12 protein-coding genes and 1 pseudogene are annotated in these 12,287 nt (G+C 64.7%); 5 read left to right on the top strand and 8 right to left on the bottom strand.

The window, feature by feature from the left end:
• Positions 1-2: 2 nt before the first annotated feature.
• Positions 3-1,022 (bottom strand): ribose-phosphate pyrophosphokinase, encoded by a 1,020-nt coding sequence (locus tag BW970_RS08350; RefSeq protein WP_076529960.1) that lies wholly within the window; start codon positions 1,020-1,022, stop codon positions 3-5.
• A 93-nt stretch (positions 1,023-1,115) separates the two neighbouring features.
• On the opposite strand from BW970_RS08350, the gene BW970_RS08355 reads away from it, so the two are divergent.
• Together BW970_RS08355 and BW970_RS08360 are read left to right on the top strand one after the other, a co-directional pair.
• The gene (locus BW970_RS08355; protein WP_076529962.1) at positions 1,116-1,712 is read left to right on the top strand and encodes a 2-hydroxychromene-2-carboxylate isomerase; all 597 of its coding nucleotides are present in this window, start codon (positions 1,116-1,118) and stop codon (positions 1,710-1,712) included.
• Positions 1,712-2,542 carry an alpha/beta fold hydrolase gene (locus BW970_RS08360; RefSeq protein WP_076529964.1) on the top strand — a complete coding sequence of 277 codons (831 nt, stop codon included), beginning with the start codon at positions 1,712-1,714 and terminating at the stop codon, positions 2,540-2,542. Before BW970_RS08355 ends, BW970_RS08360 begins: the two co-directional genes overlap by 1 nt.
• 108 nt (positions 2,543-2,650) lie before the next feature.
• Here the strand turns inward: BW970_RS08360 and BW970_RS08365 are convergent, their stop codons facing one another.
• From BW970_RS08365 to BW970_RS08375, 3 genes are all read right to left on the bottom strand, one after another.
• Positions 2,651-3,001 (bottom strand): H-type lectin domain-containing protein, encoded by a 351-nt coding sequence (locus BW970_RS08365; RefSeq protein WP_076529966.1) that lies wholly within the window; start codon positions 2,999-3,001, stop codon positions 2,651-2,653.
• Between the two features lie 87 nt (positions 3,002-3,088).
• Positions 3,089-3,727 (bottom strand): GntR family transcriptional regulator, encoded by a 639-nt coding sequence (locus BW970_RS08370; RefSeq protein ID WP_076529968.1) that lies wholly within the window; start codon positions 3,725-3,727, stop codon positions 3,089-3,091.
• On the bottom strand, positions 3,724-4,728 hold the full coding sequence (locus tag BW970_RS08375) for a phosphotransferase (RefSeq protein ID WP_076529971.1): 1,005 nt from the start codon (positions 4,726-4,728) through the stop codon (positions 3,724-3,726). Before BW970_RS08375 ends, BW970_RS08370 begins: the two co-directional genes overlap by 4 nt.
• Positions 4,729-4,853: 125 nt before the next feature.
• Between BW970_RS08375 and BW970_RS08380 the strand changes: the two genes are divergently transcribed.
• The 3 genes and pseudogenes from BW970_RS08380 to BW970_RS21330 form a co-directional block, all read left to right on the top strand.
• On the top strand, positions 4,854-6,122 hold the full coding sequence (locus tag BW970_RS08380; protein WP_083701173.1) for an acyl-CoA dehydrogenase family protein: 1,269 nt from the start codon (positions 4,854-4,856) through the stop codon (positions 6,120-6,122).
• Positions 6,122-6,910, top strand: coding sequence for an SDR family NAD(P)-dependent oxidoreductase (locus tag BW970_RS08385; RefSeq protein WP_076529974.1), 789 nt, complete (start codon positions 6,122-6,124; stop codon positions 6,908-6,910). The genes BW970_RS08380 and BW970_RS08385 overlap by 1 nt, the downstream gene beginning before the upstream one ends.
• A 288-nt stretch (positions 6,911-7,198) precedes the next feature.
• Positions 7,199-7,408, top strand: a pseudogene (locus BW970_RS21330) (NYN domain-containing protein); the annotation flags it as partial.
• Between the two features lie 127 nt (positions 7,409-7,535).
• Here BW970_RS21330 and uvrB read toward each other — a convergent pair.
• From uvrB to mnmD, 4 genes are read right to left on the bottom strand one after another with little or no spacing between them, the layout of a single operon-like run.
• On the bottom strand, positions 7,536-9,716 hold the full coding sequence (uvrB, locus tag BW970_RS08395) for an excinuclease ABC subunit UvrB (RefSeq protein WP_076529978.1): 2,181 nt from the start codon (positions 9,714-9,716) through the stop codon (positions 7,536-7,538).
• A 59-nt stretch (positions 9,717-9,775) separates the two neighbouring features.
• On the bottom strand, positions 9,776-10,651 hold the full coding sequence (locus tag BW970_RS08400) for a DMT family transporter (protein ID WP_076529980.1): 876 nt from the start codon (positions 10,649-10,651) through the stop codon (positions 9,776-9,778).
• A gap of 1 nt (position 10,652) precedes the next feature.
• Positions 10,653-11,531 (bottom strand): DMT family transporter, encoded by an 879-nt coding sequence (locus BW970_RS08405; RefSeq protein WP_076529982.1) that lies wholly within the window; start codon positions 11,529-11,531, stop codon positions 10,653-10,655.
• Between the two features lies 1 nt (position 11,532).
• The gene (gene mnmD, locus BW970_RS08410; protein ID WP_076529984.1) at positions 11,533-12,201 is read right to left on the bottom strand and encodes a tRNA (5-methylaminomethyl-2-thiouridine)(34)-methyltransferase MnmC2; all 669 of its coding nucleotides are present in this window, start codon (positions 12,199-12,201) and stop codon (positions 11,533-11,535) included.
• Positions 12,202-12,287: the final 86 nt, after the last annotated feature.

The raw sequence follows: 12,287 nt of genomic DNA on the forward strand, positions 1-12,287 counted from the left end.
GGTCACGGCCGGGGATACAGACCTTCGTAGATCGGCTGCAAGGTTTCGGTCTCGAACAGCGACGATACGGAGTTCCCGTTCCAGATGTTCAGGATCGCCTGGGCAAAGATCGGCGCGGTCGGCACGATCCGGATATTCGGGGCCGCCTTGACAGCCGCCGTCGGCTCGATGGAATCCGTAATCACCAGGGATTTCATGCGCGACTTTGTCACACGTTCCACCGCAGGGCCAGAAAGCACACCGTGGGTGATATAGGCGTGCACCTCGGCGGCGCCCTTGTCCAGCAGCAGATCGGCCGCCTTTACCAGCGTGCCTGCCGTGTCGCAGATATCGTCCACGATGATGCAGGTCTGTCCTTCCACATCGCCGATCACGGTCATCTCGGCAATTTCACCGGCCTTTTCGCGGCGTTTGTCCACGATGGCCAATGCGCAGCCAATGCGCTTGGCCAGTTCACGGGCACGCGCCACACCGCCCACGTCCGGCGAAACGATGGTCACATTGTCCAACCGGCCCCGGAACTGATGCTCCACATCCATGGCAAAGATCGGCGCCGCATAAAGGTTGTCGACCGGCACATCGAAGAAGCCCTGAATCTGTGCCGCGTGCAAATCCATGGTCAGCACACGGTCCACACCCGCCTCGGTCAGCAGGTTGGCCACCAGCTTGGCGGAAATCGGCGTACGCGCCTTGGCCCGGCGGTCCTGTCGGGCATAGCCGAAATAGGGAATCACCGCCGTGATGCGGTTGGCCGACGACCGGCGCAGTGCATCGGTGATGATCAGCAACTCCATCAGGTTGTCATTCGCCGGATTCGAGGTCGGCTGGATGATGTACATGTCCTCGCCCCGGACATTGTCATAGACCTCGACATAGACTTCCTGGTCATTGAACCGCTCGACCCGCGCGTTCAACAGACTCACGGACATGCCCCGATGCATCGACATCCGGCGGGCGATGGCGCTGGCCAGCGACTTGTTGGCATTCCCGGCAATCAGCTTGGGTTCGGTCATCACGGGCATGGGACAGTCCTTGCGCAGGGGATTCGAGGCGTTGACACCGCTTATCACCCGACTAGGGTCCAGCGGAACCCTCTGGCCACCGGGAAACGCACCATGCCGCAGATCGACTACTATTTTACACCCGTCTCGCCCTGGTGCTATCTGGCAGGCGACCGACTGGAACGCATCGCCGCCAAGCATGGCGCGACCATCCGCTATCTGCCGTTCGACACGCCGGGCATCTTTCCGCGCACCGGGGGCAAGGTGCTGGCCGAACGACATGAAAGCCGCAAGGCCTATCGCTTGCAGGATCTGCGGCGGACGGCAACCAAGCTGGGCATCCGGATCGACCTTCAACCGCCGTTCTTTCCCACCAACCCCGCACCGGCCAGCTATGCCATCATCGCGGCGCAGGCCGCAGGCGGCGGCGATCTGCCGGGGCTGGTGCAGGGCCTGATGGGCGCCTGCTGGGCCGAAGGCAAGAACATCGCCGAGGACGACGTGATCCGCGACCAACTCTCGCGCCACGGGTTCGATCCGGCACTGGCGGACAAGGGCCTGTTCACCGGCGCCGAAACCTATGGCCGGAACCTGGAACAGGCGATTGCCGCCGGAGTCTTTGGCGCGCCGTTTTACATTGTCGGCGACGAACGGTTCTGGGGTCAGGACCGGCTGGAGGATCTGGACCTGCATCTGGCGGGAAAGCTCTGATGAAGACCGAACCTGTCGGCGGACATCCGACCCATCTGCGCCGCTTCGGAACCGGCGCACGCCCGGCCCTGGCGCTGCATTGCTCGCTGGCGCATGGCGGCGCATGGGGACCGATGGCCGCGGAACTGGGCGATGTGCTGACACTGACCGCACCCGACCTGCCCGGCCATGGCCATAGCGCCGACTGGCCTGCAAACGGCTCGTTGCACGATACTGCAACAGATGTCGCGGCCGCGCTGGCCCGTCGCATCGGCGACGGAGCGCCCGTGGACATTCTGGGCCATTCCTTCGGCGGCACCGTCGCCCTGCGGCTCGCCCTGGAACACCCGGAACTGGTACGCAGCCTGACGCTGTTCGAGCCTGTGATGTTCTCTGCCGCAGCCGCAGACAATGCCCCAGAGGCCGCAGACTGGATCGGCAAACAGGCCCGTTTTCACAACCTTCTCGATCAGGGCCGCCGTAACGAGGCCGCCGCAGTCTTTCACGCGCTCTGGGGCAACGGCACACCGCTGGACCACCTGCCCGACTCCCAGCGCCGCTACATCATCGACCGGATCGAGGTGATACGCGCCGCCGAAGATGTGGTAGAACGCGACCGGACCGGCCTTGTCGCCCCCGGCCGGCTGGAGGCCCTGCGCCTTCCCGTCCTGCTCGCCGCAGGCAGCAGGTCGCCGGGCGTGATCCACGCGATCATTCGCGCCCTGGCGACCCGCATCCCCGGCGCAAGGCACATCGTCATGGAGGGCGCGGGCCACATGCTCCCCCTCAGCCATGCAGCCCTGCTCGCACCTGCCGTCCGCGATCATCTGGGGTTGCAGGCCCGCCGCTGACGCATCCCCTTCATCTTGCCCCAAATACCCGAAAGCCGGGCCGCAGGCCCGGCCCCGCCCAACGGGAGGCGCGGTGCCTGCACCGTGCCGACGGGCGGGAGCGCGCGGTCAGTCCAACTCCCACAGATCGTCATCGCGCAACGCTCCAAGCGCGGTCCAATCCGCGCGAACACGGGCGATGCGCGTATCGCCCCAGGTGCGGAACACCAGGTCGAACCCGGCCTCTGTCACGGTTTCGGCGGAAATATCGGCACGCAGATTGGTCTTGCGGTCGGCATCCCACATCGAGATCGACACCATCACCGCCGGCGGCGCGGCAAAGGCCTCGGCAAATTTCACTGCCTGGCGGCTTTCGCGCGGCCCAGATCCTGTCCACATCGGCCCATCATGGGCAAAGTCCGAGAACATCACACAAGACCCTTGCACAATGCCGACCGGATGGGGGGAAATTCGTTTCATGTCTTGCCGTCATTACGTCAGGTCAGCAGCCTAACCCGGATACAGGCAAAATTCCGGCATGACAGCGGAAATCGCGTGGCACATGGGTCAGTCGCGCGCAAAAAGCGTGTCGGGCAAACCGGGCAATACCGCCAGCAGATGGTCCAGGTGCAACCGGGCCGCTGCCTCTGCGCCATCGCAATCACCGGCAGCAACCGCCGCCACCAGCGCCGCATGGCTGGCAGCACTGGCAGCGGCGTGATCGCGCATCTGCGCACGCACCAGCGGCACCTGGATCGACGGCAGCAGGCGCATCACCTCGCGGTTGCCTGCCAACGCGGCAAGCGCCCGATAATACCGCGCCCGCGCCCGCTGGCGTCCGCTCTCATCCGCCGCGGCATATTCGGTCGCCGCCTGCACCAGATCGGCCGCACTGGTCCCCGCCGCCACCGCCTCGGCCGCCTGCCGGGCGGCCAGAGCCAGCAGCGCCGCAGCGACGCGCAGCACATCCGCCGCCCCCCGCCGGGTCAGGAGCCGGATCGTGGCGCCCCGGTGCGGCACGATTTCGACCAGACCGTCCGAAGCCAGACGCCCCAATGCCTCGCGCACGGTGCTGCGCCCCACGCCATAGCGCGCGATCAGATCCGGTTCGGCAAGCCGCTGCCCCGGTACGAACCGGCCTTCCGCCAATCCATACAGGATATCGCGCGCCAGGGCCTCGGGGCCCGATCCTTGCTGCGTCGTCATATCTTGCGGGCCATATCCCAGGCGATCTGCGCCAAGGGTTCCGCCTTGGCGCCAACCTCGACGGCCTCTGCGCTGGCCGCCGTGCCATCCTGCGCGCGTTTGGCAATGCCTTGCAGGATCGCGGCAATGCGGAACAGGCTGAGGATAACGTAAAAGTCAAAGTTCTCGGGCCGCTGCCGCCCGGTGCGGCGGCACCACGCGTCGACATATTCCGGCTCCGGTGGAATGCCGGTGCCTGCCAGGGCCACACCGCCAAGGCCACGGAACAGCTCGGGCGCAATCCGCCAGACCATGACGTTATAGGCAAAATCCGCAAAGGGGCAGCCAAGCGTGGACAATTCCCAGTCCACCACGGCCAGAACGCGCGGTTCGGTCGGATGCAGGATCAGGTTGTCCAGCCGGAAATCGCCATGGGCGATCCGCACCTCCTCGGGCGTGGTCGGCAGATGCTGCGGCAACCAGTCGATCAACGCATCCATCGCGGGAATCGGCCGCGTCTCGCTGGCGCGATACTGTCTGGTCCAGCGCGAGACCTGACGTTCGACATAGCCACCCTGACGACCATAGTCACCCAAGCCGACGGCCAGTGGATCGACCATCGAAATCGCGGCGATGGCCGCATTCATGCTGTCAAAGATGGCTGCGCGTTCCGTTGGCGACTGGTCAGGCAGGCGCGGGTCATAGAACACCCGCCCCTCGATATGATCCATGACAAAGAACATGCTGCCCATGACCGCATCATCCTCGCACAGGGCGATCATGCGGGGCACGGGCACATCCGTGCCTTGCAGCGCGCTCATCACGCGGTATTCGCGGTCCACCGCATGGGCCGAGGGCAACACCTTGCCCACCGGCTTTTGTCGCAGGACATAGCGCGCGCCGGGCGTGTCCACCCGCCAGGTCGGGTTGGATTGCCCGCCCGACAACTGCGTCAGCGTCAGCGGACCCGCGAACCCCGGCACATTCCGGGCCATCCACGCTGCCAGTTGTGCCTCGGCCATCCCCGCATCCTCCCCTTGGCTTTTCCGCAGGATGCCGCGCGGGAGGGTGCGGCGTCAAGACATATCGTCAGACGATCTTGTCAGATATAACTGCCGTGCTAAGGTGACGGCAAGGAGGACCGCCCATGATCCCGGAAAAATCCGCACGCGTGATCGACCTGTCAGCCAGACTGACGGCCTTCATGGATGAACATATCTACCCGAACGAGGCGCGCTACTACCGCGAGGCCGAAGAGCTCGGGCCATTCTGCACCTATCCGGTCATGGACGAGTTGAAACCCAAGGCCCGCGCCGCAGGATTGTGGAACCTCTTCCTGCCCGAATCGGACAGAGGCGCCGGGCTGACCAACGTGGAATATGGCCACCTGTGCGAAATCATGGGCCGGTCGCTGCTGGCGCCAGAGGTGTTCAACTGCAACGCTCCCGACACCGGCAACATGGAGGTGCTGGAACGCTATGGCACCGACGAACACAAGGCGCGCTGGCTGCGGCCCCTGCTGGCCGGAGAGATCCGCAGTTGCTTTGCCATGACGGAGCCGGATGTCGCATCCTCGGACGCCACCAATATCGAGGCTGAAATCCGCCGCGATGGCGACGACTATGTGATCAACGCCCACAAGTGGTACACCACAGGCGCCAGCAATCCTGCGACGAAGATCTGCATCTTCATGGGCAAGACCGATCCGGCAAACCCCGACCGCCACCGGCAGCAATCCATGATCCTTGTGCCGATGGACACGCCCGGCATTACCGTAACCCGGTCGATCCCGATCTTTGGCTATTATGGCGTGCCGGACCGCGCCTCCGAGGTATTGTTCGAAAACGTGCGGGTTCCGGCCAGCAACATGCTGCTGGGAGAGGGGCGTGGGTTCGAAATTGCTCAGGGTCGTCTGGGGCCAGGACGCATCCACCATTGTATGCGCTCGATCGGGCTGGCCGAACGGTTGCTGGAAGGCATGTGCGACCGCGCCCTGCAACGGGTGGCCTTTGGCAAAAAGGTCGCCGATCAGGGCGTCACACGCGAACGGATCGCCAATGCGCGCATCCTGATCGACCAGTGCCGCCTGCTGACCCTGCACGCCGCGCACCGCATGGACACGGTGGGCAACAAGGTGGCCAAAGCCGAGATCGCCATGATCAAGGTGGCGGTGCCCAACATGGCCTGTCAGGTGGCCGACTGGGCCATTCAGGTTTTCGGCGGTGGCGGCACCGGAAACGACTTCGGGACGGCCATCGCCTATGCCGGTGCCCGTGTCCTGCGGCTGGCCGATGGCCCGGACGAGGTGCACCGCGATCAACTCGCCCGGATGGAGTTGAAAAAGCGCCAGGGCCGGACCCACCCCGGATGGACTCCACTTGTCACGCGGCTGGGCCGCAACCCGAGGCTGGCGTGATGGGGGGCGCATTGCAAGGCAAGGTTGCCATTGTCACCGGCGCGGCAGGCGGCATCGGGCGGGCCAGCGCGCTGATGCTGGCCAGCCGGGGGGCCACCGTACTGGCCGTGGATCGGGCGCCCGAGGTGATTGACACCGCCGCCCTGATCGCGGGGCGTGGCGGACGGGCCGATGCGGTACAGGCCGACTGCGCCGCCGAAAAGGACGTCTCCGCCTTTGTCGCGCAAGCCATGCGCGATTTCGGGCGGATTGACATTCTCCATGCCAATGCCGGGATTCTGGGCGCCTTCGTCCCATCGTTCGAGGAAGGACCGGACCGCTTCATGGAGGTGCTGCGCATCAACCTGCTGGGTCCATGGCTGGCGATCCGGGCCGCCGTGCCGCATATGGGCAAGGGCGGATCCATCATCTGCACCGCCTCGGTCGCGGGGTTGCGGGCGGGGGCCGGGGGTGTCGCCTATTCCGCCTCGAAGGCCGGGGTCATCAACCTGGTGCAATCCACCGCCCAATTGTTGGCAGGCAGCGGGATCCGCATCAACGCAGTGGCGCCGGGACTGGTGGAAACGGGGATGACCGCACCCCTGTTCGACGCGGCCCGCGCGCGCGGGCGCGAAGGCCGCATCGGCCAGTTGAACCCGCTGCGCCGGTCGGGCGATGTGAGCGAAATTGCCGAAGCGGTCGCCTTTCTGGCCTCGGACGCGGCAAGCTATGTGAATGGTCAGGTGTTGCCGGTAGATGGCGGGCTGAGCAGCAGCCATCCCTTTGCCCCACGCCCGGCCGGAAGCTGAGACAGCCGCCCAACTTTCGCCGCATCAGCCTGCCACGGCGGGGCACTATTGATGCCTCGCAGGTTCCCGATGCGTACCCCTTTTGTGTTGCTCTGTCTTTCGCTCGCGCTCTGGGCGGCAACCTTCCTGCCGAACAGCCTTCTTCACCCCGACCTCGCGCCGCTGGCCCTGTTGTCTGCGGGCGCGGCTGTCTTCCTCATGCTACGCGGATGGCTGCGACCTACATGGAAACGGATCGTCGTGGACGGGTCAAATGTGCTGTACTGGGCCGGACAGACCCCCGATCTCATGAGCCTGTCCACCGTGTTGGCAGAACTGCGGGGGTATGATCTTGATGCCATGGTCTGGTTTGACGCCAACGCCGGCCATCTGATCGCGGGCCGCTATCTCACGGCCGGCCAACTGGCCGGCCAACTTGGCTTGCCCAAAGGCTGCGTGCATATCGCCCACCGTGGCACGCCAGCCGACCCGCACATCCTCGCCATGGCAAACAAAGACAATCTCCAGATCGTCAGCAATGATCGGTATCGCGACTGGTTCGATCACTACCCGCGTCTGGCAAAGCCCGGCCTGCTGGTTACCGGCACCGTCATGGACGGCCAGGCCAGGCTGCGGTTTCCAACCGTTACCGCCGCCGCCGCTTCACCCCGCCGCGCTGACCGGGCCGCCCGGCGGTGGAGCGCCCTTTGGCCTGCTGCGCGTCTTCCACGGCCTCCTCGATCACCGATTGCCGGGCCAGCGGATCGTCCGCGATCGCAAGTTCGACGGCCTCCAGCCGCTTGACCTCGTCGCGCAGACGGGCGGCTTCCTCGAACTCCAGATTCTCGGCGGCCTTGCGCATCTGACTGCGCAGCGCATCCAGATGCGCGGCCAGGTTCTGGCCCACCATGGGCTTGTCAACCTTGGTCGTCACGCGGCTTTGGTCGGTATCGCCCTGCCACAGACCGGCCAGCACATCCTCGACGTTCTTCTTGACCGTTTCGGGCGTGATACCGTGTTCGATGTTGTAGGCCATCTGCTTTTCGCGGCGGCGGTTGGTTTCGGCCAGCGCGCGCTCCATACTGCCGGTGATGCTGTCGGCATACATGATCACCCGGCCCTCGGCGTTGCGCGCCGCCCGGCCGATGGTCTGGATCAACGAGGTTTCCGACCGCAGGAACCCTTCCTTGTCGGCATCCAGAATCGCCACCAACCCACATTCGGGAATATCCAGCCCCTCGCGCAGCAGGTTGATGCCGACCAGCACGTCGAACGCCCCAAGCCGCAGATCGCGCAGGATCTCGATCCGCTCGATCGTGTCGATGTCGCTGTGCATATAGCGGATGCGGATGCCCTGTTCGTGCAGGTATTCCGTCAGATCCTCGGCCATGCGCTTGGTCAAGGTGGTCACGAGCACGCGCAAGCCCCGCGCAGCGACCTTGCGGATTTCGTCCAGGACGTCATCGACCTGGGTCTTGACCGGACGGATCTCGACCTCGGGGTCGAGCAGTCCGGTAGGACGGATCACCTGTTCAGCGAACACGCCGCCCGCCTGTTCCATTTCCCATTTGGCCGGTGTGGCCGATACGAACACCGACTGCGGGCGCATCGCGTCCCATTCCTCGAACTTCAGGGGGCGGTTGTCCATGCAACTGGGCAGACGGAAGCCATGTTCGGCCAGCGTGAACTTGCGCCGATAGTCGCCCTTGTACATGCCCCCGATCTGCGGCACCGACACGTGGGATTCATCGGCAAAGACAATGGCATTGTCGGGGATGAATTCGAACAGGGTCGGTGGTGGCTCACCCGGCGCGCGCCCGGTCAGATAGCGCGAATAATTCTCGATCCCGTTGCAGACGCCCGTGGCCTCAAGCATTTCCAGATCGAAGTTGCACCGCTGCTCCAACCGCTGCGCTTCCAGCAGCTTGCCTTCGGCGTTCAACTGCTTGAGCCGCTGGAACAGCTCGTCCTTGATGCCCCGGATCGCCTGCTGCATCGTCGGGCGCGGGGTGACATAGTGGCTGTTGGCATAGATGCGAATCTGTTCGAACGTATCTGTTCTGGCCCCGGTCAGCGGATCGAATTCGGTGATCGACTCCAGTTCCTCGCCAAAGAAGGAAAACCGCCAGGCCCTGTCCTCAAGGTGGGCGGGCCACATCTCCACGACATCGCCGCGCACGCGGAACATGCCGCGCTGAAACGCCGCCTCGTTGCGCTTGTACTGCTGGGCGACCAGTTCGCGGATGAACTCGCGCTGATCATAAAGGCCGCCGACCTTGAGATCCTGCGTCATCGCCGAATAGGTTTCCACCGAACCGATACCGTAGATGCAACTGACCGAGGCGACGATGATCACATCATCCCGTTCCAGCAGCGCTCGCGTGGCCGAATGGCGCATCCGGTCGATCTGTTCGTTGATCTGGGATTCCTTCTCGATATAGGTATCGGTCCGGGCCACATAGGCTTCGGGCTGGTAATAGTCGTAGTATGAGACGAAATACTCGACCGCATTGTCAGGGAAGAACCCCTTGAACTCGCCATAAAGCTGCGCCGCCAATGTCTTGTTGGGGGCCAGGATGATGGCGGGGCGCTGCGTTTCCTCGATCACCTTGGCCATCGTGAAGGTCTTGCCCGTGCCCGTCGCACCCAGCAGAACCTGGTTCTGTTCACCCGACCGCACCCCTTCGGCGAGTTCCGCGATGGCCGCCGGCTGATCGCCCGCCGGTTTGAACGGCGTCTGCATGACAAACCGCCGCCCGCCTTCCAGCTTGGGCCGGGTCAGCACATCGGGGCGGGGGGCAAGGGCATTGGTGTTGTTGTGGGGCATGGGTGATTCCCTCTCTGGCCCCTAGACTTGGTCACATTTTGTTCCGGTGCAAGGGGCGCCTAGCCCGCCTTGGCCACCTTGCCACTGCGCCAGATGGTGAACACGCCCGCCGCGCAGACAATCAGCGCGCCCAGGAACACATTGACGGCGATGGTCTCGTTGAACACAAACACCCCGATGAACGACACGAACACCAGTTGCAGATAGGCAAAGGGCTGCACGGCCCCCGCCTCGGCCACCTCATAGGCCCGGATCATCAGCCAGTGGCCAAGGATCCCCGTGCAGCACAACAGCGCCATCCACCCCCAGTCGCGCGCGATCATCGGCTCCCAGAACCACGGCCCGATCAGTGTCATCACCACACAGCCCATGGTGCCCGTCCAGAACAGGCTGACCGACGAACTGTCATGGCGCCCGACATACCGCGTCATCAGACCATAGAGCGCGAACATGAAGGCCCCCAGCAACGCCAGCAACGCCCGCGGATCAAACACTGCATATCCGGGCCGCAGGATCACCAGCACGCCGACAAAGCCGATGCCGATCGCGGTCCAGCGCCGCCAGCCCACGCGCTCGCCCAGCACCGGCCCCGACAATGCGGCAATCAGCAGCGGATAGGCGGCAAAAACCGCATGGGCATTGACCAGCCCCAACAGCGAAAAGGCCAGCACCGCCACGCAGATCTCCAGCGCCAGCACCACCCCGCGCCCGACCTGCATCAAAGGGTAATGGGACCGCACCGCAGCCCGCAGCCCCCCCGGCGCCCGCGTCGCCAGAAAGATCACGAACGCCGCAAAGAACCAGTAGCGGATCATCACCACCATCCAGACGTTGTATTCGCCTGCCAGATGGCGCGAAATCCCGTCCTGCACAGCGAAGACCGCCGTGGTGGCCACCATCAGCATAATGCCCAGGCGCGTGTTCTGAACTGCCATCTCAGGCCCCCTGTGTCTGCCTGCGGCCAATGCGCATCACCGTCATCAGCCCCGCGCCCACCACAATGGCCGCCCCGATCAGCGTGGCCGCCTCCAGCGGCTCGCCAAAGACGACTACACCCATCAGCATCACGAACACCAGTTGCAGATAGGCAAAAGGTTGGACCACATTCGCCTCGGCGCGGGTGTAGCAGCGGATGATCAGCCAGTTCGACAGAATGGCCACCAGCCCGTTCGCAACCGTCAATCCCCAATGGGCCAGGGGCATCGGTTGCCAGAACCAGATGCCAATGGCCGTCATCATCGCCGCGCCCAGAATGCCGGACCAGAAAAAGGCGACAAATGACGGCTCGGTCCGCGTCGCCAGCCGGGTCAACACGGAATAGAGCGCAAACAGCGCGGCAGAGGCCAGCGGCAGCACCGCCAGAGGCGAAAACAGATCGCTGCCCGGCCGCAGGATGATCAGGATGCCGCAAAACCCCGCCCCGATCGCCAGCCAGCGCGCCAGGCCCACACGCTCACCCAGCACCGGACCGGCCAGCGCGGCGATGATCAGCGGGCAGACCGCAAAGAGCGCATGGGTGTTGATCAGCCCGATCAGCGTGAAACTGGCCACGATCACGCAGATCTCCGAAATATGCAGCACCGCCCGCGCAAGGTTCAGGCCCGGCTGGCGCGTGCGCACCGCAGCCCGAAACCCCAACGGCTGGCGCCAGGCCAGCAACAGCACAAAGGCGGCAAAGAACCAGTAGCGGATCATGATGGTCTGCCAGACGGTGTATTCCCCCGCCAGATGCCGCGATAACCCGTCCTGCACGGTAAAGCTGGCCACCGCGCCGATCATCAGCCAGATGCCTGCGCGATTGTCCGCGGCGGTCATGTCACCCCAACCTGCCCACGCTCATGTGGCGCTTGAACCCGAATCCTGCCTGCCGCTGTACCTGAAAGCCGGCCGCCTGCAAGGCCCGGCGCACATGACCTGCTGCCGTATAGGTGGCAAAGCTGCCCTGTGGCGCGGTATGCGCCCCCACCTCGGCCATCAGCCCCTCGCCCCACATCTCGGGGTTCTTGGCCGGGGAAAAGCCATCCAGAAACCAGGCATCCGCCCAACCTTGCCAGCGCGGCAACGTCTCGCGCACATCCCCGATGATCACCTCGGCCTCCAGACCCGGCAACCGGATCACGCGCGCGCCTTGTGCCCATTGCTCCAGAAATGGCCCCGCCACCGCGGCCGCCTCGGGAAAGGCCGCCAGCGCCTGGGCAATATCCGCCGCCGCCAGCGGAAAGCCTTCGAAACTGGTAAACCGCAAGGGCCCCGCAATCCCCGCTCCCCTCCAGGCGATCAGCGCCGCCAACATGTTCAACCCGGTGCCGAACCCCAGCTCGGCCACATGAAATCCGGGCCGGAACCGCCCCGGCAGCCCGTTGCCGTCCAGAAAAACATGGCGCGTCTCCGCCAGCCCGTTTCCCAACGAGAAATACGGGTCATCGAACCGGCACGAGACGGGAACACCGCCCTCTTTCCACTCCAGCTTCTCGTGTGCGACCATCTTTGCCCTTGCCGCTTCATCTTGCCCCAAATACCCCGGGGGAGGCCGCCACAAGGCGGCCGGGGGCAGCGCCCCCTTCTTCGGCT

The organism is Gemmobacter megaterium, from assembly GCF_900156815.1.
Taxonomy (GTDB): Bacteria; Pseudomonadota; Alphaproteobacteria; order Rhodobacterales; family Rhodobacteraceae; genus Wagnerdoeblera; species Wagnerdoeblera megaterium.